This window comes from Paenibacillus elgii NBRC 100335, from assembly GCF_004000865.1.
Classification (GTDB): Bacteria; Bacillota; Bacilli; order Paenibacillales; family NBRC-103111; genus Paenibacillus_G; species Paenibacillus_G elgii.
In genome coordinates this window covers 87,928-108,976 of sequence record NZ_BIMB01000012.1, presented here as the reverse complement: position 1 = coordinate 108,976, position 21,049 = coordinate 87,928, and the positions used below count along the sequence as shown (strand labels likewise).

The following is a 21,049-nucleotide window of genomic DNA, read 5'->3' as shown; positions in this document are numbered from 1 at the left end:
TTTGATCTATAAGACATAGGTCGAAATCGAATCGTTTACTCTGCGGAAATAATATAGTAATAGAGCGGCTGTCCGCCGTCCTGCACTTCCACTTCCACCTCTTGATACGTTTGTTCGACATACCCGACAAGCTCCTCGGTCTGCTCCTGCACCGCTTCCGCTCCGGTATACAGGGTCACGATCTCCGCACCCGCATCCAGCATGGAGTCAATCAGCTTTTTGCAGGAATCGACGAGATCCGGAGCCGAGGAAACGATGCGGCCGTTGTGAATACCGATATAGTCGCCCTCTTTAATATCGATCCCATCCATTTGCGTATCGCGTACGGCATGGGTGATTTGACCGGCCTGTACCTGCTGCAGCGCCTGCTGCATTTCGTCGATGTTTTCTTCGGGAGCCGCCTCTTCCTGGAAGGCAATGACAGCGGCAATGCCTTGCGGAATCGACTTGCTGGGAATAACGACTACCTGCTTATCCTCCACAAGCTCCACGGCCTGCTGAGCAGCCAGGATGATATTCGAATTGTTCGGAAGCACGAACACGGTTTTCGCTTCGACCTCGCTGACGGCGCGGACGATATCTTCGGTGCTCGGATTCATGGTTTGTCCGCCGTGCAGAATCCGGTCGACGCCCAAGCTGCCGAAAATACCGGAGATGCCTTCCCCCGCGGATACGGCAACAAAGCCATACGGCTTGAGCTCGCGAGACGGATCGTTCTCTGCCGGGGCGGACGGTTGACCCATTTCGAGCTCCTTCGCCGCGTCCAGCAAATGCGTCGCCTTGGCCAATGCCGCGACCGCGCCGGACGGTCCGGCCTGCTCCATCAGAAGATGCGTATGTTGATCGCGCATATTTTCAATTTTGATCCGGCTGAGATCTCCGTAGTTCTGGGCCAGATTCATAACGCTGCCCGGGAATTCGGCATGGATATGCACTTTGACCAGATCGTCGTCGGCCACGACAAGCAGGGAATCACCGAAGGTGGATAGCTCCTCGCGGAACAGGGCCTCGTCAAACTTGCGGCCGTTCAGCTTGCCCGGGTTCAGCGTCACCATAAATTCCGTGCAATACCCGAACTCGATATCCTCCGTCGCCAGCTTCGCCTGAGCGCGTTCATGGCCGGTAAAATCAAGCGGCACCGCCGCGGGCTCAAGCGTCTCCTCCAACGGCTGTACCGCGCCAAAAGCGACGTAAGGCATGTCGGCCGGCTCCTCCAGCGGCGCTTCCTCCATGTCCAAAACGGATACAAAGCCCTCGTAAATATATACGAGCCCCTGTCCGCCGGAATCGACGACGCCCACCTGCTTCAATACGGGAAGCATGTCCGGCGTTTTGGCCAATGCCTCTTTCGCTTGATCCAGCAGCTCCGCCATAACGACAGCGACATCCGGCTGCCGCTTGGCGGCCTGTACGCCCTGCCTGGCCGCTTCCTTGGCTACGGTCAGAATCGTGCCTTCCACGGGCTTGACGACAGCTTTATAGGCCATGTCCACGCCGTTCTGAAACGCCGCAGCCACCTGCTGGGCGTTGGCCGAAGGCAGGTCGGATACGGCTTTGGCGAAACCGCGGAACAATTGCGACAGAATCACGCCCGAATTGCCGCGGGCGCCCATCAGCAAGCCTTTAGCAAGCGCTTCCGCTGCTTTACCCAAGTGGTCCGACGGACGGCGGCGAAGCTCTTCCACCCCGGAAGTCAAGGTCAAATTCATATTGGTGCCCGTATCGCCGTCCGGTACCGGAAAGACGTTGAGCGCATTGACCCGTTCTGCGTTCATCGTCAGTCTATGCGCTCCCGCTTCTACCATTCGGATGAAATCTAGTCCATTCATTTCTTTCAAGCGCTTACTCAAAAAGACCGTTCCCCTTTCGCTATAACCCTGTCGGCGATCCATAACATGTTTCGGCCACAACCGCTGTCATCACAGGTCTCATTCCGCAATCCTCACGCCTTGGACAAAAATGTTCACGTTAGCCACTTGCAGGCCCGCGACTTCTCCGAGCATGTATTTGACTTTGCTCTGCACGTTATGCGCAACGACCGAAATTTTCGTACCATAGCTGACGACGATATATAAATCAATGGTCAGGACATCCTGCTCGTCGCGGTGAACCTCGACTCCCCGGCGCAAATTGTCCCGGCGCAGCAGTTCGGCAATACCGTCCTTGAATTGATTGCGCGAAGCCATCCCGACAAGTCCGTAGCAGTCCAGCGCCGCCGAACCCGCAAGCACGGCGATTACTTCTTCCGTAACATAAATTTTCCCATATTCTGAAGCCAGTTCGATTGTCATCTCCATACAGCTCCTTCGATCCCAAAATTAGCATGGACTACGAATCATTGTACTATATTCGCCGCAAGAAATAAATAAAACTCGGGCTGCAGGGCAAGAAAACGAAGAAGCTGCGTTGACGGCCTTTGGGCCGCTGTGATATGATGTTTAAGTGTGTTTTTGAAGCGTGTATGCTTTAAGGAGGTGTAATCAATGTCCCGCAAATGTTTTATCACAGGTAAAGGCCCGGGTACCGGCAACCATGTATCCCACGCGAACAACAAAGCGAAACGCACTTGGGGTGTCAACGTTCAAAAGGTTCGCATTCTGGTCGACGGCAAACCGAAACGCGTTTGGGTGAGCACGAAAGCTCTTAAATCCGGAAAAGTAACTCGCGTGTAATCTGCGTCCGCAGACAAAAAGCACCTGGCTCAGGTGCTTTTTTTAGTTGATAAGCATGAAATCGCATCAACCTTGACAAACGCGCTTGTCTTATAAAGACAAGGACGGCTGAGCCGTTGATTTCGGGTGTAGCGCCTGCCCTAGCCTGGAAGACGCCGCCTAAATATGGACGAGCGTACCTTCAGTTTTTGCTGAAAGTGTTAAGTACGGCTTTCACAAACCCACCCAAAAACTTCGGAAGCTTGATAGTGTAAAATTTCATTTTGCACCCTCCCTCCAGACTTTGCGCAGCAAAGTCAGCATCGCTTGGCTTTGCGACGCAAAGCCGACCTCGAGCCATGCGCGCAGTAAACCACCTCGTTAAAAGTATATTCCGCTGCTACCCAAAACGTGCCATGCAAATTCCAGGCACCGAAAAAACAAAAAAGGCTACAAAAGCCGGAAGCCGTACTTTTGTAACCATGTGTATGCGAACCCCGTGCCGTTTATGCCTCGCGGGCCCTTTTTCTCACACCGCAGCCTGCTGCTGCTGAATAGCCAAATACAACGCGTAGAACACCGTATAAACAAAATAGAATAAGATCGTGGTTAAAACGAAAGCTATGCGAGGGCCGCGCGTTTCGTATCGCTTAAAAAACTGGATACCGACGTACAAAGCCCCCAGCGAAAATACAAACTTCACCACGCCGTCGATGATGGAAAACACAAACAACAGAGCGGCGCATAGTAAACAGAAGGCTAAAATTTTGAGCGCCCGCATTTACCCGCCGCTCCCGGCTTCCCGGATCGCACGGATCGCCTCGGCGCGGTCCGGCCGGTTGAACACCGCGTTCCCGGCAACGAGCACATTGGCGCCCGCTTCGGCAACGAGCTTGGCCGTCTCGGTATTGACTCCGCCGTCGACCTCGATGTCAACGTGCTGAAGCCCGCGCTCGTCCAGCATCCGGCGCAGTCCGGCGATTTTCGGTAGCACCGCGGAGATAAACTTTTGCCCCCCGAAGCCAGGGTTAACCGTCATCAGCAGCACATAGTCGAGCAGCCCTTCCTCAAGCACATACTCCAGAGCATGGAGCGAAGTCGCCGGATTCAGCACAACACCCGCTTTGACGCCCTGTTCCTTAATATAATGAAGCGTCCGGTGCAGATGGACGCACGCCTCGGCATGAACCGAAATGAGGTCCGCGCCTGCCTGAACGAACGAGGCGATATAGCGATCCGGCTGCTCGATCATCAGATGCACATCGAGCGGTAATTTCGTTATCGGACGGATCGCCTCCACCACCAGCGGTCCGATTGTAATATTCGGCACGAAATGTCCGTCCATCACGTCGACGTGAATCCAATCGGCCCCGCCGCGCTCGACGTCGGTAATTTCTTCGCCCAGCTTGGAGAAGTTCGCGGATAAGATCGAAGGAGCAATGCGCAGCATCTCAGTACCTCCTTTTTTTGTCTTTGATCTCGTTCAAAAATTGAATGTAATGGTTGTACCTTGATGCGGCGATATGGCCCGCTTCCTTGGCCTCCTGAACCTTGCAGCCCGGTTCATGCAGATGCAAGCAGCCACGGAAGCGGCACGCTGCGGCATAAGGCGCGAATTCCCGAAAAGCCCCGCTAAGTCCCTCCGCATCCACCTGCAAAAAATCGAGCTGGCTAAAGCCCGGCGTATCGGCGATAAGCCCGCCGTTTTGCAGCCGGATCAGTTCGACGTGGCGCGTCGTATGCTTGCCCCGGCCAAGCTTCATGCTGATTTCGTTCGTTTCGAGCGACAGCCCGGGCACCATGGCGTTAAGCAGCGACGACTTCCCGACGCCGGACTGCCCCGCAACTACCCCGATCCGGCCCGCAAGCCGGCCGAAAACTTCGCTCACGCCGATGCCTTCCTTGGCGCTTGTCACAAGCATCGGGTAACCGATCGACTCGTAGAGCCGGATCACCGGCGCCAATTCCTCGGAAACGCCGTCAGGCGAGCTTCCTTCGGACAAGAGATCATGCTTGGTCAAGCAGATCAGCGTATCGAGCCCGGCGCTTTCCGTATGTACCAGAAACTTGTCCAACAGCGGCAAATTAAGCGCCGGCTCGGTCACCGAGAACACCAGCACAACCAAATCGATATTTGCCACCGGCGGCCGAATCAACACGGAGGAACGGGGAAGAATTTCGTCCACCGTTCCTTCCCCGTTCTCCGTCAGTCCATACACCACACGGTCGCCGACGAGCGGCGAAATGCCGCGCTTTTTGAAAATACCTCGTGCCCGGCATTGCACCGCTTCGTTCGTCTGCTCGTCGTCGGCAAGCACGTAATAATATCCGCTTAGTGCCTTCACGATTAACCCGGTTGGCATTATGGATTCTTGCCTCCTGTGCCCGTCGTATTCCCGGCCGGAGGCGTTGCTGCGCCTCCGTTCTGCCCGGTCGGCGGCGTCGTCGTTCCGCCGCTTCCCTGCTGCGTCTGCTTGCCGCTCTCGGCCCCCGTGCCGGAAGCCGGAGTGGCCGGCGGCTCGGTCTTGCCGCCGCCGTTCGTCCCAGTGCCTGCATTCGATGGCGTACCGGTACCGTTCGACTGAGACTGAGTCTTGCCGCCTTTTTGATCCTGATAATCCTTATAGGTGATTGTCATCGAATCATTCTGAATGTTATCCCCACGAATCTGGATCGTCGCATCTTTATCAGGCGAGACGACCAGCTTCACCTCAAGCGTTTCCGTCTTGGTCACGTTCGTAAGCTTCTGGTATTCCGAATTTTCGACCGCCGCATCGCTCAGAATAACTTTAGCCGTACCCGCCTGCCCTTCCTTGGTCGGCTTAATTTGCACCGGTACGGTCATCTGTCCCGCTTCTGGAGGAAGGCCCGAGCTGACGGTCAGCGTAATTTCCGTACCCGGCGTTACGTCGTCGTCCGGCTCGAACGGAAATTGCTTCGTCACACGGCCCTTGCTCTGCTTGTAGCTCGGCTGGCGGACAATCCCGTCCTTGGAAAGCTTCAGATTTTTTTCGCTAAGGATCGATTTGGCTTCGTTTTCCGTTTTGCCGACCAGGTTCGGCATTTTGAACGTTTCTCGTCCTTTGCTAACGGTCAGCTCGACCTTAACATCGCCCGGCAACGTGTACTCCTCATTCACCGCAGGCTTTTGAGACGTCACCGTTTCCGGCTCGGCTTCCAGAAACTGTTGAACGATCTTGATATTTTCCGACTTAAAACCAAGAGAGGTCAACTTCGTTTTGGCATCTGCCAGCTTCAGCTTGGTAACATCGGGCATTTTTTTACTTTCGGGCCCATCGCTGACAACCAGCTTGATCGTCGTACCCGCATTAACCTGCATATTCGACTGGCTCTGCCGAATGACGATATCTTTCGGCTTCACCTCATCATTCTGGCGCTCCACTTCCGGTACGAGCTTGTTATCCCTTAATATTTTCTCGGCTTCGGCAAGCGGCTTATCCACTACATTCGGGATATCGACCCGCTGTACCGCCAATGTTTGCTGCACGTACTGAACTGCATACCACATGCCGCCGACGAGCGCCATAAGCACCACGAACCAGACCAGCGGCTTGACCCAGCCCTTCTTCTTCTCTTCGGGCGGCGCCGTTTCCTTCGCACGGGGCTGCGGATCGTCGTCATCCTCCACAACGGCGTATTGTCCCGGCCGCAGCGCAGGCATGACCCGCGTCTTTTCCTCATCCAGCTCATCGTCGTCCAAAAAGTTGACTTTCGGCTCGTTGCGGCGGTGCGGCAGCAGGCACGACTCGAGGTCGCTCAGCATGTCTTTGGCTGAACGGTACCGCTCGGACGTGCTTTTGCGCATCGCGCGCAGAATGATGTTTTCCACGCTTTGCGGGATGAGCGGATTCACCTTGCGGGGCTCCTCAACATCCTCCTGCAAATGCTTCAAGGCTACGCTGATCGGACTTTCGCCGAGAAACGGCAGCCGGCCCGTCAGCATCTGGTACATGACAATCCCGAGAGAGTACAAGTCCGATTGCTCGCCGGTCGGCGTCCCTTTGGCATGCTCGGGCGAGAAATAATGAACCGAGCCGACGACAGAGCCGGTCTGCGTAATCGTGGAAGACGTGACGGCGCGGGCAATCCCGAAGTCGGTCACTTTGACGCGGCCGTTTTTACCGATCAAAATGTTGTGCGGCTTAATATCGCGATGGATGATTTGATTATGATGCGCGTGATCGAGAGCGTCGCAAATCTGGCCCGCAATATGAACGGCTTCCTCCACCTGCAGCGGGGCCTTTTCCTTAATCAGCTCGTTCAAGGTCGTTCCCTCGATGTACTCCATCACGATGTAATGGATTTCTTCCTCTTGGCCGACGTCGTATATGCTGACTACGTTCGGATGCGACAAGGAGGCTGCGGCTTGCGCTTCGCGGCGAAAACGCTGAATGAATTCTTCGTCGTGCACGTACTGCTGACGCAGCACCTTCACGGCGACATGCCGATGCAATAAAATATCGAGTCCTTTGTATACGATGGCCATTCCGCCGCCGCCGACGCGTCCCAAAATCTCGTAGCGTCCTCCAAGCTGCTTACCGATCATTCCTTCCTCACCCCGCTTCTCCGTCGTCATGTACCGCCGAATCCGGCCCGTTCTCGATCAGCAACACCGTTACGTTGTCGTCGCCCCCGGCATCCAGCGCGGCCTGAACCAAGCGGTCGACCTTGCGTTCCAAGCCGTCCGTCTCCTTCACGGTTTGGAGCATTTGGCCCGGCTCAACCAAGCTGCTTAGTCCGTCGCTGCACAGCAGCAGCAAGTCCCCGGGGTCCCAACCGATTTCCTGCACGTCCACCTCGATCGTCGGCTCAGTGCCGAGCGCCCGCGTCAGAACGTTGCGCCGCGGATGGTGGCTCGCTTCCTCACGGGTGATCTGGCCGCTTTTGACCAGCTCGTTCACAAGCGAATGATCCTCTGTTAACTGCTCGATCTGCCCGTCGTGAATCCGGTAGACGCGGCTGTCGCCGATATGCGCAACGACAGCCCGCTCGTCGTTCGCCAGCACGGCAACGACGGTCGTCCCCATCCCGTGGTAATTTTCGCGTCCGGACGCAAATTCAAAAATGTTATCGTTGGCGGTTTCGATCGCTTCCTTCAATTTATGCTGCCTCTCCTCGGACGACCGGTTCGGGTCCAAGGACTTCACCTGCAGCGGGATAAGCTCCACCGCCATTTGACTTGCGATATCTCCGGCCTGATGGCCTCCCATGCCGTCTGCGACAATGGCGAGGGTCCAGCCGTTCAAGCCCTCATGAACGGCTGCGCGGTCTTCATTGACCGCCCGCACCCGGCCGATATCGGATTGATAAGCCAATCTCAGCATCGCTTGCTTCACCTCGCACCCGACTCCATATGCTTCGCCCGCAGCTGCCCGCAGGCGGCCGCGATATCACTGCCCTGCTCCCGGCGTATGGTGGCGTTGATTTTGTTGCGTTCCAGAATGCGTTGGAACGTAAAGATATCATTCCGAGGCGTGCGCACATAGTCACGCTCGGAAACGAAATTGACCGGAATCAAGTTCACGTGCGCCATAGGAAATGCTTTTAATACTTTTGCCAGTTCCTCCGCGTGCTCGGCCTGATCGTTCACGCCGCCCATCAGCGCGTATTCGAACGTAATACGCCGTCCGGTTTTTGCGACGTAGTATTGACACGCTTCGATCAGCTCGGCAAACGGATACCGGCGGTTGACCGGCATCAGCTTGGAACGCAGCGCATCGTTCGGCGCATGGATCGAAATCGCCAGATTGATCTGCGTATCCTCGTCGGCAAACCGGTAAATGTTCGGAACGATGCCGCTGGTCGACACCGTAATGTGCCGCTGGCCGATATTCAGCCCCTTCGGATGGATCATCACCTTGAGAAACTTCATCACCGCGTCATAATTTTCGAACGGCTCGCCGATTCCCATGATGACGATGCTGCTGACCCGCTCCTGCGTTTCGTCCAAAAGCTGCTGCGCCTTGACCACCTGGGCGATGATCTCGCCGGACGTCAAATTCCGCTTCAACCCACCAAGCGTCGAGGCGCAGAACGTACAGCCGACCCGGCAGCCGACCTGCGTCGTTACGCAGATGCTATTGCCGTAGCTGTGCTTCATGATGACCGTTTCGATGGCATTCTCGTCGTTAAGCTCGAACAAAAACTTGACGGTCCCGTCCTTCGAACGGTAATGCGCCACTTCCTTGAGCGTGACGAAATCGAACTGCTCCTTAAGCCGGTCCCGGAGCGCTTTCGGAAGATTCGTCATCCCGTCGAAGCTTGAAACTCTTTTCACATACAGCCAATCGAAAATTTGGCCGGCGCGAAAGCCCGCCTCTCCGTTGTCCTTGACCCACTGCTGCCAATCCTCCAGGGTAAAGTCGTAGACGTACGGCTTTTCGTTTTTCGGCTGCCATCTGCTGTCTATTTCGTTCATTGTATGCATCACAACCTGTTTAGTCTATAGTGAAGCCCTTTCGGGGGAAAATCCCCCAAAAAGGCCACGTTTTATTTTACCACATTTTGCGGTTCTATGCTCGTTTGCGCAGCCGGGCGATAAAAAAGCCGTCCGAGCCGTAATCGTACGGCATGATCCGCACCGCAGCCAGTTCCTCATCCAACCGGCCTTTGATCGTCTCCGGCACTTCGGGCAGATCCGCCTCAAACGAAGGATGGCGCTCCAAAAAGGCGCGGATCATGTCTTCGTTCTCGGCCTTCTCCACCGTGCACGTGCTGTACACCAAGACGCCGCCCGGCTTCAGCAGCGGATGCACCGCCTCCAGCAGCTCCCGCTGGATATCGCAGATCTCCGCCAGTTCCGCTTCGCTCTTGCTCCATTTCATGTCCGGCTTCCGCCGGATGACGCCAAGCCCGGAGCAAGGGGCGTCGAGCAGGATGCGGTCGAAGCTTTCCGGGGCAAAATGCTCCGCCAACCGGCGCGCGTCCGCCGTCAGCGTCCGAATCGACCGCAGCGCGAGGCGCTCCGCCTGCTCCTCGATGAGCTTCCGCTTATGCTCGTGCACGTCGCAAGCGACGATTTCCCCGCGGTCGCCCATCTTCTCCGCAAGGTGCGTCGTCTTGCCGCCGGGCGCGGCGCAGCAGTCCAGCACCCGCTCGCCCGGCTGCGGGTCTACCCATTCCGCGACGAGCATAGAGCTCTCGTCCTGGACGGAATACAGGCCCGCCGCATAGTCCGGCGAGAGGGCCATATTGCCGCCGCCGCGCACGATCACGCCGGCGGGCGCAACCGCGGAGGGCTCCGCTTCGAGCCCTCCTTGCCGCAGCCGCTCGGCCAGCTCGCCCGGGCCGAGCTTCAGGCCGTTCGCGCGCAGACTCACGCGCGGCGGCGTATTGTTGGCCTCGCAGAGTCGCTCGGCCGTCCGCTCGCCGAACTCGCGGACCCAATGTCGCACCAGCCACTCCGGGTGCGACTGCGCAAGCGCGATGCGCTGCTCAGCCGGCAGCCCGCCAGGCAGGACGAGCTCGCCTTTGCTGCGGAGCACGCTGCGCAGCACGCCGTTGACCATGCCGGAGATGCCTTGGTGGCCCCTCTTCTTCGCGATATTAACCGCTTCGTTGACGATCGCATGGTCCGGAATCCGGTCCAAATAGTGCAGCTGGTAAAAGCTCAGCCGCAGCAGGTTGCGGACCCACGGCTGCAGCTTCGCCAGCCCTTTGCTGACGAACCGCTCCAGGAAAAAGTCGATCGTGCCGAGCCGCTGCACCGTTCCGTAGACGATTTCGGTCGCGAGCCCCGCGTCCGGCTTATCCAACTTGTACTTTTGCAGCGTCTGGTTGAGCAGCAAATTGCTGTACGAACGGTCCTGCTCGATCCGCACCAGCACGTCAAGCGCCGCTTCCCTGGCCGAGCCTTGAACCGGGCCTTTGCTTGCCCGGGATGCGTTCCCCTGACGGCTGCCCTTGGCTCCACCCGAAGCCGTGCTGCCGGCCTGTCGTCCGCCTGCCGCTTCCGCACGCTTGGTCCGTCCGGAGGACGGTTGATTCGTTTCGCTCATAATTCCTCCGCTTTTCTTCTATCGCTCACAGCTCAATCGCCCGATGTCCCAAGCACGGTGCCCGGCGCCAACTGTCCGCTTCGCGCGAACGCGGCGGCGTCCATGGCCTTCTTGCCCGCCGGCTGCAGCTCCGTGATCCGCAGCACGCCTTGCCCGGCAGCCACGGCGATTCCCCGTTCTCCCGCTTCCAGCACGGTGCCCGGCTGTATGCCGTCAGGCACTTGCTCCGACTCGGCAGGCTTGGCGCACGTCCATATTTTCAATACTTCGCCGTTCCATAACGTATAAGCTCCCGGCCGGGGATGCAGCCCCCGTACCAGATTCCACAGCTGCTCCGCCGGCCTTGTCCAATCGATCCGCTCCTGCTCGCGGGTAATGTTCGGCGAATACACCGCCTCCGCATCGTTCTGCGGCACCGCCTGCACGCGACCCGCCAGCAAATCCGGCAGCGTCTCCTCCAGCAGCTTCGCTCCGGCCAAGCTCAGCTTGTCGAACATTGTGCCGGTCGTATCGCTGTCCTCGATAGGTACCTCGATCTTGCTGATCATGTCGCCGGTATCCAAGCCTTCCGCCATGTACATGATCGTAACGCCGGTGACGGCGTCACCGTTCATCACGGCGTAGTGAATCGGCGCCCCGCCGCGGTAGTTGGGGAGCAGCGACGCGTGAATATTAATACAGCCCAGCTTCGGCAGATCGAGTACCGATTTCGGCAAAATTTGTCCAAACGCCGCAGTCACAATGAGATCCGGCTGCAGAGCGCGGATCGCCTCGACGGACTCCGGGCGGCGCAGCCGTTCCGGCTGAAGCACGGGCAGGCCGTGCTTCTCCGCCTCGACCTTGACGGGGGTCGGCGTCAGTACGCGCTTGCGCCCGACCGGACGGTCCGGCTGCGTGACGACCGCGACGACCTCCAGATTTTTATCGTTCAGCAGCGTTTGGAGAGACGGCACGGCAAAATCCGGCGTACCCATAAAAATCACTCTCATGCGTCATCACGATCCTGTTGCTCGCTGCGATACATTTTTTCCGCCAAGTCCGTATACAGCACCCCGTTTAAATGATCCACCTCATGCTGGATACAGCGGGCCAGCAGCTCAGTCCCTTCGATGACGATCTCCTCACCGTCGCGATTGAGCCCCTTGACCTTCACTCGGGCAGCCCGCTTCACATCGCCCGTAAATCCGGGAATGCTTAAGCAGCCCTCCGGTCCGAATTGCTCCCCTTCCCGCTCGATGATCTCCGGATTAATCAGCTCGATCAAGCCATGCTCGTCGCCGACGTCCATGACGATGACCCGCTTGAGAATGCCGATCTGCGGCGCGGCCAGTCCTACGCCCTCCGCCTCGTACATCGTATCCGCCATGTCGTTCAGCAACTTATGAATGTTCGGCGTAATTTTAGGAACGGGCTTGCATTTTTCACGCAGCACCGGGTCCGGATCTTTCACGATGATTTTGATTGCCATGTATAAGCACCATCCTTTTCGTTTCAAGAGAATGAACCGGCTTTTCCGCAGCCGGCTGTTACGTTATGTATATTCCGGCCGCATGGACCGGTTGACAACTCCGTTACATTAATACTTGGGGATCGACATCGATCGATACCGTCAGCTTTTGCTGCTTCACGATATCGTCAAGCACAGCGGCCGCTTTCTGCACCAAGGCGGAAATGTCCGTCTCTCCCCGATATTTTATCATGCATTGAAACCGATATCTATCTTTGATCCTTGAAATCGGCGAAGCGACGGGCCCCAGCACCTCCAGCTCGGTTCCGTCCGCTTGCATCGTCTGCGCGAGCTCTTTCAGACGGGAAGCGAGCATTTCGCCTGCGCGAAGCAGCAGCTGCACCTGCTCGTGCGACAGCGTAATCAAGACGAGCCGATGAAATGGCGGGTAATTGTGCAGCTTGCGCATCAGCATCTCCTTGCGCATAAAGCCCATATAATCGTGCTTGCTCGCGCTCATAATGCTGTAATGCTCCGGCGTGTACGTTTGCACGAACACCTCGCCGGGCAGCTCATGCCGTCCGGCGCGTCCCGCTACCTGCGTCAGTAACTGGAACGACCGTTCGGCGGCGCGGAAATCGGGCAGGTTCAGAACGGAATCGGCCGCGAGCGCGCCGACGAGCGTCACGTAAGGAAAATCAAGCCCCTTGGCGACCATCTGCGTGCCGAGCAGCACGTCAGCCTGACGATTCCGGAACATCGTGAGCCATTTTTCATGTGAGCCCTTTTCCGTTGTCGTGTCAACGTCCATGCGAATGACGCGAATCCCGGGAAACAGCTTGCCGAGCTCCTCCTCGACCCGCTGCGTTCCCGTGCCGAAGTGGCGGATATGCTCACTGCCGCAGTCCGGACAGACGGCCAGTTCGCGCTCCGCGTAGCCGCAGTAATGACAGCGGATCGCCTTGGAGCTTTGATGGTACGTCAGCGAAATATCGCAATGCGGACAATCCGCGACATAGCCGCAGGTGCGGCACATGACGAACGTGGCGTACCCCCGCCGGTTCAGCAGCAGGACGACCTGTTCCTTCTTGTGTAACCGATCTTCGATCGCTTTATACAAGGCGCGGCTGAACATCGACCGGTTGCCGTTTTTCAGTTCCTCGCGCATATCGATGATGTTTACCCTTGGCAGCGGCCTTCCCTCAACGCGCGAAGGCATCGAAAGCAATTCGAATGCCGGACGATCCGGGGTTGCCGAAGCCGCAGCCTCGACGGAAGTCCGGTACATGCTTTCCAATGAAGGCGTAGCGGAACCTAGCACGACCGAGGCTCCATGCTCGCCCGCCCGGGCGATTGCCACATCGCGAGCATGATATTTCGGGCTTTCTTCCTGCTTATAGGTCGATTCGTGTTCTTCATCAATAATAATGAGTCCGATATTGGTGAATGGAGCAAAAATCGCCGAGCGCGCGCCGATTACGACGCTGACTTCACGGCGTACGATTTTGCGCCATTCGTCATAGCGTTCGCCATTGGAGAGACGGCTGTGCAGCACGGCGACCCGATTGCCGAACCTTCCTTTAAACTGTTCGACCATCTGAGGCGTAAGCGAAATTTCCGGGACGAGCACGATCGCTTCGCGGCCTTGATCCAAGCAGGATTGGATCGACTGGAGATAGACCTCCGTCTTGCCGCTGCCGGTCACGCCGTGCAGCAAAAAGACGCGACGCGTCCGTCCTTGCGCCGCTTCTCTGATCCGTTCGAACACCGATTGCTGCTCGGGCGTCAGTGGGAGCGGCGAGGTCGGCTTGAACGTGCGCGACGCATAGGGATCGCGCTGCACTTCGGTTTCCTCCAGCCGAAGCCACCCTCGTTCGACAAGCCCTTTGACCGCAGCGGCGGTGATTTGCAGCTTCGTCAGCAGCTCCGTCAGCTTGATCGGTTCAGGATGCTCCTGCAGAAATGCGAGCACCTGCTTTTGCTTGGCCGCACGGGCTGGCAGCTCGGCTTGCCACGCTTCCAACTGATCGGGATCGTTCGGCGGAAACACATAAAGTGCCTTTTTCGTCGACATCCGGTCTTTAACCATTTGAATTTCCGTCAGCCGACCGTCTTCCAGCAGCTGCTTGATCAGTGCGCCTTTTTCCGAAAAGGTTTGCAGCAGCGATTCCAGCTCGACCGATTCGTGCTTGCGGACATGCGCGAGGATTTCTTCCTGCTCGGGGAGGAGCAGAGGCAGCAGCTCCGGCTGCTTTTCTTCGGTCTCCAGGTCGTCGGCCACCTTAACATGCCGTTCGTACTTGGCCTTCAGCGCGCCGGGGATCATCGCTTGCAGCGCAATAATTTCGTGGCAAAGGTACGTGCGGCTAATCCAGCGGCCCAGCTTGACAAGCTCGGGGGTTAACGGAGGAGTGACGTCCATCGTCAGGCGGATTGGCTTCAGCTTCTCCGGGTCGAGGTCCGTTCCGTCGTGAAGCTCTACGACAAACCCTTGCACGGTCCGAGGGCCGAAGGGAACGCCTACGCGGCTCCCCACGGCGATGTAATCTCGCATCGTTTCCGGTACTATATAGTCAAATGCCCGGTTCGTAGGCCGGGCCGGGACATCCACAATAACTTTGGCGTACATTCGTCGGTCATCTCCCCTTTCCGAGACGATCCGCAACTAGCGTGAGCAATCTGGCCGCGACTTGTCCTTTCGACATCAGAGGCAGCGCTTCAACCAGCCCCCCGGAATCATAAATCCGTACGACGTTCGTATCGGTCCCGAAGCCTGCGCCTTCCATCGTCACGTCGTTGGCTACCAGCAGATCGCAGCGCTTCTTCTTCAGCTTTTCCTGCGCAAACGTCTCCAAATGCTGCGTTTCGGCTGCAAATCCGACGAGAAGCTGCGACGGCTTCTTCCGTTCGCCGACCGCTTGCGCGATATCCGGATTTTTCACCATCCGCATCGTCATTTCATCTTCGTTTTTCTTGATTTTGTGCTCCGCCTGCTCCGCAGGCCGGTAATCGGCCACAGCCGCGGCCTTGATAATCACATCCTGCTCGGGCAGCCGGGAAAGGACCGCTTCCATCATCTCCAGCGCGGATTCGACTTTGACCACGGTCACGCCAGTGGGCGCAGCAATCGAAGCTTTGCCCGTAACGAGCGTCACGCTCGCCCCCATCCGCCGCGCTTCTTCGGCGATCGCATACCCCATTTTGCCCGAGGAATCGTTGGTCAAGTACCGGACGGGGTCAATCCGTTCCACCGTCGCGCCGGCCGTTACCAACACACGCTTCCCTTCAAGCAGCCGCTTCTCTTGGAAAAACCGTTCGACCGCAGCCACGATCTCTTCCGGCTCCGCCAAGCGCCCCTTGCCCACATAGCCACAAGCCAGTTGACCCGTGCCGGGCTCGATGAACCGGACGCCGCGCTCCGCAAGCTTCTGCATGTTGGTCTGCACCGCCGGGTGCGCATACATATGCACGTTCATGGCGGGAGCTACGAGAATCGGCGCCATGGTGGCCAATAGCGTCGTGCTGAGCATATCATCGGCGAGGCCCAGCGCGATTTTGCCGATAATGTTGGCGGTGGCCGGGGCGATCACGACGACGTCCGCCCTGTCGGCCAGATCAATATGCGATACGACGGAAGCGTCCTTTTCGTCGAACGTATCGACGATAACGTCGTGTCTCGACAACGTTTGAAACGTCAGCGGCGCCACAAATTTGGTCGCCGATTCCGTCATGATCACCCGTACGTCGGCTCCCGCCTGCGTCAGCTTGCTGCACACCGCCGCCGCTTTGTAAGCGGCAATGCCGCCGCTGACCCCGAGCAATACCGTTTTTCCGTTCAACATGGGGCTTCGCTCCTTTCCCTTACGGGCAATGAATCGTATCCTTGCGAAAAAAATAACAACCACGAGGGTTGTTGTTTACTTTAGGGACTCTTTGTTTTGCAATTTCTCGTAGGAAATATGGTCTTCATAGATTTCTTCCAGAGCCAGGCCTACATATTTATGCGACTTCTTTTGTTTTACTTCGGTTTTGGAACCGTCACGCAGCATGCGCGCCCGTTTGGCGGCCGCTACTACGAGCGAATACTTGCTGTCTACCTTGTCCAAAAGCTTGTCGATAGAAGGATACAACATGTTATTTTTTCACCTCAGCCATCCAGTGTTGAATTTTGGAAACCATACGGTCTTTGCGACAGTGCTCCGCCGTCAAAATGCTGCGGATGCGAGAACAGGCGAGATCTACTTGATCGTTGACGATGGCGTAATCGTAATGCTCCATCATCGCGATCTCGTCGACCGCCACCGACATGCGGCTGCGAATCGTTTCTTCGGATTCCGTACCGCGTCCGACGATGCGGCTTTCAAGCTCCGGCAGCGACGGAGGCAGCAGAAAAATGAAGACCCCTTCCGGGAACTTCTGCTTCACCTTCAACGCACCCTGCACTTCGATCTCCAAAATAATGTCCTTGCCTGCGTTCAGCGTGTCTTGTACAAACTTACGCGGCGTTCCGTAATAATTGCCTACGTATTCCGCCCATTCCAGCATCTGGTCCTGCGTGATCATTTGCTGGAATTGTTCTCTAGTCTTAAAAAAATAGTTAACCCCATCCACTTCGCCCTGCCGCGGAGCCCGCGTTGTTGCGGAAACCGAATATACGATATCCGGCGCACAGCCCCGCAGCGCTTTACAGACGGTACCCTTGCCGACGCCGGAAGGACCGGAAAGCACGATCAAAATTCCCTTATCCGCAGGGGTACATCCTACATTACTCGTCATGATCATCGTCCTTATTGGAAAGTCGATGCGCCACCGTTTCCGGCTGTACCGCGGACAAAATGACATGATCGCTGTCCGTGATAATGACGGCGCGGGTGCGGCGACCGTAAGTCGCATCGATTAGCATATGGCGGTCGCGCGCTTCTTGGATGATCCGTTTGATCGGTGCCGATTCCGGGCTGACAATGGAAATGATTCGATTCGCCGATACGATATTCCCGAAACCGATGTTGATTAGTTTGATCGCCATTGTTATAGGTTCCCCCTGGAACTTTCTTTTAAAATGAGAGGTTGTTCGTCAGTGGCTGCGAATCAGCAGCATCTGCCTCCGGCAGATCCTCTGTTCTCCGCCAACCGCAATAAACAAAAATCATTTTAAAAGAAAGAGTTAATTACTAAAATTACTCGATATTTTGAATCTGCTCCCGTATTTTTTCGAGCTCCGCTTTCATGTCGACCACTACGGCGGCCAACTGGGCGTGATTCGCTTTGGAACCGATCGTATTCGCTTCCCGGTTCATCTCTTGAACGAGGAAATCGAGCTTGCGGCCCACCGGTTCGGAAGATTTCAGCAGCTCCCGGAACTGCTTGCAGTGGCTTTGCAGACGAGTCAGCTCTTCGGCGATACTGGCACGATCGGCGAAGACGGCGATCTCCATGGCAAGCCGCTGCTCGTCCGGAGGCGCTTGCTGCAAAAGCTCTTCGATCCGGGCGCGGAGCTTGCCGGCATAGTCTTGGACCACTTGAGGCGCGATCCCCGAGGCTGTGCTGCAATGATCCTCCATCGTCCCGATACGCTGTATCAGATCGTTCTGAAGAAAGGCGCCTTCCTTCTCACGCATGTCCGAAAGCTCCCTTGCCGCTTCCGCTGCGCAGGCAATGAGCTCCGCTTCCATCCGCTCCTCGGCCATCTCCTGATTTTGCCCGATCGCAACCAAGCCGGGAATGGCAAGCAAATCGCGCAGGCTCAGCTCATCCTTAAGGGATAACCGTTCCCGCAGCTGTTCGGCCGCTTGAGCATAGCCCATCGCCAAGCTCCAATCGATCTCGACGGCTTGCGGTACGTCGCGGTCGCGTTCGACCGTAACGAACGCATCGACACGTCCACGCCTTACATGCTGCTGAACGGCGGCCTTAACCGCGTTCTCGTAACGGGCAAATTCCCGGGGCATCCGTACCACGATCTCGCAGTAACGGTGATTGACCGATTTCAGGTCAATCTGGATCCGGAAGCCGTCCGTCGTACGTGCGGCTTGTCCGAAGCCGGTCATACTGATGACCATGGCCTTCACATCCATTATCCTATTCTAATTCATTTTGATAGTGGGTACAAGTGGGAATCAAGCCGATGCGCTTTCTCCCAAACGTACTCCGTCAGTTGTACGGTCATCTCGTAAGCAAGGAACGGCGTCATCAGGTAAATTCCTTTAAAATAATGCATCGCCGCATCAAGAAGCTCCTTGGCGATCTGCACGCCCATAGCTCGTCCTTCCTCGCCCTTGAGCCCGTTCATCCGCTGCCGGACTTCGTCCGATAGCTGAATGCCCGGAACCTCGTTGTGCAGGTATTCAGCGTTGCCCCCGCTGGCGAGCGGCATAATGCCGATAAAGATCGGAACGTCCAGATGCTTCGTCGCCTCGTACACCTTCTCGATCAGCTCCGCATTATAGACCGGCTGGGTCATGATATAATCGGCGCCGGACTCGATTTTGCGCTCAAGCCGCTGCACCGCTTTATCCAAGTGCTTGACGTTCGGATTGAAGGCGGCTCCGACGACGAAATTCGCTTTCTTCTTCAGCGACTTGCCGGAAAAAGCAATTCCCTCGTTCAACTGCTTGATCATCCGGATGATCTCGAACGACGTCAGATCGTACACGGAGCTCGAACCCGGCAAATCGCCGAATTTGGCCGGATCGCCCGTCACAGCCAGCACATGGTCGATGCCGAGCGCATGCAGCCCCATCATATGCGATTGGGTGCCGATCATGTTGCGGTCCCGGCAGGCGATGTGTATGAGCGGCTTCATGCCGATTCTCTCTTTCACCAGACTGCCGAGCGCCAAATTGCTCATCCGTGTGACGGCGAGCGAATTGTCCGCCATCGTCAGCGCGTCGACCCCGACATTTTTGAGCGCCTGCGCCCCCTGCATGAACTTCTCAATGTCCAGATCACGCGGCGGGTCAAGCTCCACGATGACGGTATAGCGCTCCTTCGCGAGCTCAGCGAGATTCGGCTCCGGAGCGGGAGGCGACGGTACGGGCTGCAGACGCGTCACAATGCGGCCGGCCCCGCTTCCCTCGCCAGCTTCCTGCAGTAAGCGCAAAGCACCCGGGTCGGGCGCATAGTTCTGAAGCGACTGCGCCATGGCGGCGATATGCTCGGGCGTCGTGCCGCAGCAGCCGCCGACGATACGCGCTCCCAGGTCGACGAATTTCCGGGCGGTTTCCCCGAAATATTCCGGTGTCGCCGCATAGGTGTAGCGTCCGTCCACATAGTCGGCGATCCCTGCGTTCGGGAACACCGAGAATGGCGGCGCGCCCTCCATGCCAGCGACCCGCTGGAGCGAACGCAGCAGCCCGTTCGGACCGCTCCGGCAGTTGAAGCCGACCACATCCGCCCCGGCCGCCGTCAGTTTCCGGAACGCTTCCGTCAGCAGGATGCCGTCATGCGTCGAGCCCGTGCCTTCGGTGGCAAACTGGCAAATGACCGGGAGCTCGCTGACCTTGCGGATCAGCCTCAGCGCGATCAGCATTTCCTCCAGATCGTAGAACGACTCGAGCAGCAGCCCGTCCACCGGCGTATCGACCAGCACCTCGATTTGGTCGCGAAAATCTTCCTTGACCTTGGCGGTGCGGACGTTCTTGCGTTTGCCCGCCCGGATCGAGCCGATAGCGCCGATAACGTAGGCGTCGTCTCCAACCGCTTTTTTCGCCAGCTCAACGCCGGCGCGGTTGATCGCCTCCATCTCCTGCTCCAGCCCGTATTTGGACAGCTTTTCGCGGTTCGCCGAGAACGTATTGGTCTCGATTAAACGCGCTCCCGCTTCATAATAACGCCGATGCACGTCCATGATGACATCGGGCTCCAATAAATTTAATTCTTCATAAGAAATGCCGACAGGAAAACCCATCTGATACAGGTACGTACCCATGGCCCCGTCCCCTACCAGCACCTGACGTCTGAGAGCTTCTCGCAAATCCGGTTTCACCAACGGCATCTCCCTTCTCTCCATGATGGACCTTACAGCGTTCCTTTAAACACGATTTCCGCCGGACCTGTCATATAGACATGATTGTCCGACTCGTTCCATTCGATCCGAAGCTCGCCGCCCTTTAAGGAAATGACCGCTTCCCGGTCCATTTGTCCGGTGAGCACCCCGGCCACCAGCGTGGCGCAGGCGCCCGTTCCGCAGGCGAGCGTCGGACCCGCGCCGCGTTCCCATACCCGCATATCGGCGTAATCGCGCCTCTGGACCGTCGCAAACTCTACATTAATTTTACGTGGAAATAACGCGTGTGTTTCGAGCTTTGGACCCCAAGCGTGCAGATCCGTTCCGACCGCATCCTCGACAAAAATGACGCAGTGAGGGTTGCCCATCGACACGGCGGTGAACCGGAATTCGAGTCCATCGACGGTGACCGGATACCCAATGACCTGCGGCTCGTCGATCGTCGTAGGAACTTCGAGCCCGTTCAATACCGGCGCGCCCATATCGACACGTACCGCAGCGACGCGCCCTTCCTTAACCGTCAGCTGCACCGCCTGCGCCCCGGCTCCGATCGTTTCGATCGTCAGCTCCGTCTTGTCCCGGGGAACAAGCTCGTGATCGTAAATATATTTGGCCGCACAGCGGATGGCGTTGCCGCATTGCTCCGCCTCCGAGCCGTCGGAATTGATGATTCGCATCATATAATCGGCTTTTGCCGAAGGAAGCAGGTAGACAAGACCATCCGCGCCGATGCCGAAATGGCGGTCGCACAACCGGATCGCTTGCCCGGATGCGTCCGTAGGAAGCTCCTTGTGGCCGTGCAAGACGATAAAATCGTTGCCTAACCCTTGCATTTTCGTGAAATTCATCGTTTTGGCTCCCATTTCAGCGTTTTACACCCTACTATATCGCAAATTCGCAGCCGTGCATAGCGGTTCCGCAAAATTTT

21 protein-coding genes are annotated in these 21,049 nt (G+C 57.2%); 1 reads left to right on the top strand and 20 read right to left on the bottom strand.

Going from position 1 to position 21,049, the window contains the following annotated elements; translation table 11 throughout:
• Window positions 1-35: 35 nt before the first annotated feature.
• Both PEL01S_RS11795 and PEL01S_RS11790 read right to left on the bottom strand, forming a co-directional pair.
• Complete coding sequence (locus tag PEL01S_RS11795) at window positions 36-1,850, bottom strand: DAK2 domain-containing protein (RefSeq protein ID WP_503826318.1); 1,815 nt, start codon at window positions 1,848-1,850, stop codon at window positions 36-38.
• Between the two features lie 78 nt (window positions 1,851-1,928).
• Window positions 1,929-2,291, bottom strand: coding sequence for an Asp23/Gls24 family envelope stress response protein (locus tag PEL01S_RS11790; protein ID WP_063177771.1), 363 nt, complete (start codon window positions 2,289-2,291; stop codon window positions 1,929-1,931).
• Between the two features lie 192 nt (window positions 2,292-2,483).
• Here PEL01S_RS11790 and rpmB point away from each other — a divergent pair, with 192 nt between their 5' ends.
• Window positions 2,484-2,672, top strand: coding sequence for a 50S ribosomal protein L28 (rpmB, locus tag PEL01S_RS11785; protein ID WP_010498258.1), 189 nt, complete (start codon window positions 2,484-2,486; stop codon window positions 2,670-2,672).
• A gap of 181 nt (window positions 2,673-2,853) precedes the next feature.
• Here rpmB and spoVM read toward each other — a convergent pair whose 3' ends face one another.
• The 18 genes from spoVM to dapF form a co-directional block, all read right to left on the bottom strand.
• Window positions 2,854-2,934 (bottom strand): stage V sporulation protein SpoVM, encoded by an 81-nt coding sequence (spoVM, locus tag PEL01S_RS11780; RefSeq protein ID WP_014652194.1) that lies wholly within the window; start codon window positions 2,932-2,934, stop codon window positions 2,854-2,856.
• A gap of 246 nt (window positions 2,935-3,180) precedes the next feature.
• Complete coding sequence (locus tag PEL01S_RS11775) at window positions 3,181-3,432, bottom strand: hypothetical protein (protein WP_063177769.1); 252 nt, start codon at window positions 3,430-3,432, stop codon at window positions 3,181-3,183.
• A complete protein-coding gene (gene rpe, locus PEL01S_RS11770) occupies window positions 3,433-4,101 on the bottom strand; it encodes a ribulose-phosphate 3-epimerase (protein WP_063177767.1) in 669 nt (222 codons plus the stop codon).
• Between the two features lies 1 nt (window position 4,102).
• Window positions 4,103-5,014: a ribosome small subunit-dependent GTPase A gene (gene rsgA / locus PEL01S_RS11765; protein ID WP_127460428.1), complete on the bottom strand. Its 912-nt coding sequence runs from the start codon at window positions 5,012-5,014 to the stop codon at window positions 4,103-4,105.
• On the bottom strand, window positions 5,014-7,218 hold the full coding sequence (pknB, locus tag PEL01S_RS11760) for a Stk1 family PASTA domain-containing Ser/Thr kinase (RefSeq protein ID WP_371860696.1): 2,205 nt from the start codon (window positions 7,216-7,218) through the stop codon (window positions 5,014-5,016). Before pknB ends, rsgA begins: the two co-directional genes overlap by 1 nt.
• A 7-nt stretch (window positions 7,219-7,225) precedes the next feature.
• On the bottom strand, window positions 7,226-7,996 hold the full coding sequence (locus PEL01S_RS11755; protein ID WP_063177830.1) for a Stp1/IreP family PP2C-type Ser/Thr phosphatase: 771 nt from the start codon (window positions 7,994-7,996) through the stop codon (window positions 7,226-7,228).
• Window positions 7,997-8,004: 8 nt separating this feature from the next.
• Window positions 8,005-9,090, bottom strand: a complete 1,086-nt coding sequence (gene rlmN / locus PEL01S_RS11750) for a dual-specificity RNA methyltransferase RlmN (RefSeq protein WP_108530449.1) — start codon at window positions 9,088-9,090, stop codon at window positions 8,005-8,007.
• Window positions 9,091-9,184: 94 nt separating this feature from the next.
• On the bottom strand, window positions 9,185-10,669 hold the full coding sequence (gene rsmB, locus PEL01S_RS11745) for a 16S rRNA (cytosine(967)-C(5))-methyltransferase RsmB (RefSeq protein WP_127460426.1): 1,485 nt from the start codon (window positions 10,667-10,669) through the stop codon (window positions 9,185-9,187).
• Window positions 10,670-10,701: 32 nt separating this feature from the next.
• Entirely contained in the window at window positions 10,702-11,658 is a 957-nt protein-coding gene (fmt, locus tag PEL01S_RS11740) for a methionyl-tRNA formyltransferase (RefSeq protein ID WP_063177761.1), read from the bottom strand.
• Window positions 11,655-12,137 carry a peptide deformylase gene (def, locus tag PEL01S_RS11735; protein WP_063177759.1) on the bottom strand — a complete coding sequence of 161 codons (483 nt, stop codon included), beginning with the start codon at window positions 12,135-12,137 and terminating at the stop codon, window positions 11,655-11,657. Before def ends, fmt begins: the two co-directional genes overlap by 4 nt.
• A gap of 103 nt (window positions 12,138-12,240) precedes the next feature.
• Window positions 12,241-14,745 carry a primosomal protein N' gene (gene priA, locus PEL01S_RS11730; RefSeq protein WP_127460425.1) on the bottom strand — a complete coding sequence of 835 codons (2,505 nt, stop codon included), beginning with the start codon at window positions 14,743-14,745 and terminating at the stop codon, window positions 12,241-12,243.
• 7 nt (window positions 14,746-14,752) lie between these two features.
• Window positions 14,753-15,958, bottom strand: a complete 1,206-nt coding sequence (gene coaBC / locus PEL01S_RS11725) for a bifunctional phosphopantothenoylcysteine decarboxylase/phosphopantothenate--cysteine ligase CoaBC (RefSeq protein ID WP_127460424.1) — start codon at window positions 15,956-15,958, stop codon at window positions 14,753-14,755.
• Between the two features lie 75 nt (window positions 15,959-16,033).
• Window positions 16,034-16,249 carry a DNA-directed RNA polymerase subunit omega gene (gene rpoZ / locus PEL01S_RS11720; RefSeq protein ID WP_054974465.1) on the bottom strand — a complete coding sequence of 72 codons (216 nt, stop codon included), beginning with the start codon at window positions 16,247-16,249 and terminating at the stop codon, window positions 16,034-16,036.
• A gap of 1 nt (window position 16,250) precedes the next feature.
• Window positions 16,251-16,892 (bottom strand): guanylate kinase, encoded by a 642-nt coding sequence (gene gmk / locus PEL01S_RS11715; protein ID WP_127460423.1) that lies wholly within the window; start codon window positions 16,890-16,892, stop codon window positions 16,251-16,253.
• Window positions 16,882-17,142 (bottom strand): extracellular matrix/biofilm regulator RemA, encoded by a 261-nt coding sequence (gene remA / locus PEL01S_RS11710; protein ID WP_009672664.1) that lies wholly within the window; start codon window positions 17,140-17,142, stop codon window positions 16,882-16,884. Before remA ends, gmk begins: the two co-directional genes overlap by 11 nt.
• A 151-nt stretch (window positions 17,143-17,293) precedes the next feature.
• Entirely contained in the window at window positions 17,294-18,175 is an 882-nt protein-coding gene (locus PEL01S_RS11705) for a YicC/YloC family endoribonuclease (RefSeq protein WP_127460422.1), read from the bottom strand.
• A gap of 29 nt (window positions 18,176-18,204) precedes the next feature.
• Window positions 18,205-20,100, bottom strand: a complete 1,896-nt coding sequence (locus tag PEL01S_RS11700; RefSeq protein ID WP_127460469.1) for a bifunctional homocysteine S-methyltransferase/methylenetetrahydrofolate reductase — start codon at window positions 20,098-20,100, stop codon at window positions 18,205-18,207.
• A gap of 32 nt (window positions 20,101-20,132) precedes the next feature.
• Entirely contained in the window at window positions 20,133-20,969 is an 837-nt protein-coding gene (dapF, locus tag PEL01S_RS11695) for a diaminopimelate epimerase (protein WP_127460421.1), read from the bottom strand.
• Between the last annotated feature and the right edge of the window lie 80 nt (window positions 20,970-21,049).

What these genes read in the sequence shown, in the direction of transcription:
- PEL01S_RS11790 (WP_063177771.1), bottom strand. Translation starts at nt 2,291, where the DNA reads ATGACAATCGAACTGGCTTCAGAATATGGGAAAATTTATGTTACGGAA.
- rpmB (WP_010498258.1), top strand. Translation starts at nt 2,484, where the DNA reads ATGTCCCGCAAATGTTTTATCACAGGTAAAGGCCCGGGTACCGGCAAC.
- spoVM (WP_014652194.1), bottom strand. Translation starts at nt 2,934, where the DNA reads ATGAAATTTTACACTATCAAGCTTCCGAAGTTTTTGGGTGGGTTTGTG.
- PEL01S_RS11775 (WP_063177769.1), bottom strand. Translation starts at nt 3,432, where the DNA reads ATGCGGGCGCTCAAAATTTTAGCCTTCTGTTTACTATGCGCCGCTCTG.
- rpe (WP_063177767.1), bottom strand. Translation starts at nt 4,101, where the DNA reads ATGCTGCGCATTGCTCCTTCGATCTTATCCGCGAACTTCTCCAAGCTG.
- rsgA (WP_127460428.1), bottom strand. Translation starts at nt 5,014, where the DNA reads ATGCCAACCGGGTTAATCGTGAAGGCACTAAGCGGATATTATTACGTG.
- pknB (WP_371860696.1), bottom strand. Translation starts at nt 7,218, where the DNA reads ATGATCGGTAAGCAGCTTGGAGGACGCTACGAGATTTTGGGACGCGTC.
- PEL01S_RS11755 (WP_063177830.1), bottom strand. Translation starts at nt 7,996, where the DNA reads ATGCTGAGATTGGCTTATCAATCCGATATCGGCCGGGTGCGGGCGGTC.
- rlmN (WP_108530449.1), bottom strand. Translation starts at nt 9,090, where the DNA reads ATGAACGAAATAGACAGCAGATGGCAGCCGAAAAACGAAAAGCCGTAC.
- rsmB (WP_127460426.1), bottom strand. Translation starts at nt 10,669, where the DNA reads ATGAGCGAAACGAATCAACCGTCCTCCGGACGGACCAAGCGTGCGGAA.
- fmt (WP_063177761.1), bottom strand. Translation starts at nt 11,658, where the DNA reads ATGAGAGTGATTTTTATGGGTACGCCGGATTTTGCCGTGCCGTCTCTC.
- def (WP_063177759.1), bottom strand. Translation starts at nt 12,137, where the DNA reads ATGGCAATCAAAATCATCGTGAAAGATCCGGACCCGGTGCTGCGTGAA.
- priA (WP_127460425.1), bottom strand. Translation starts at nt 14,745, where the DNA reads ATGTACGCCAAAGTTATTGTGGATGTCCCGGCCCGGCCTACGAACCGG.
- coaBC (WP_127460424.1), bottom strand. Translation starts at nt 15,958, where the DNA reads ATGTTGAACGGAAAAACGGTATTGCTCGGGGTCAGCGGCGGCATTGCC.
- rpoZ (WP_054974465.1), bottom strand. Translation starts at nt 16,249, where the DNA reads ATGTTGTATCCTTCTATCGACAAGCTTTTGGACAAGGTAGACAGCAAG.
- gmk (WP_127460423.1), bottom strand. Translation starts at nt 16,892, where the DNA reads ATGACGAGTAATGTAGGATGTACCCCTGCGGATAAGGGAATTTTGATC.
- remA (WP_009672664.1), bottom strand. Translation starts at nt 17,142, where the DNA reads ATGGCGATCAAACTAATCAACATCGGTTTCGGGAATATCGTATCGGCG.
- PEL01S_RS11705 (WP_127460422.1), bottom strand. Translation starts at nt 18,175, where the DNA reads ATGGTCATCAGTATGACCGGCTTCGGACAAGCCGCACGTACGACGGAC.
- dapF (WP_127460421.1), bottom strand. Translation starts at nt 20,969, where the DNA reads ATGAATTTCACGAAAATGCAAGGGTTAGGCAACGATTTTATCGTCTTG.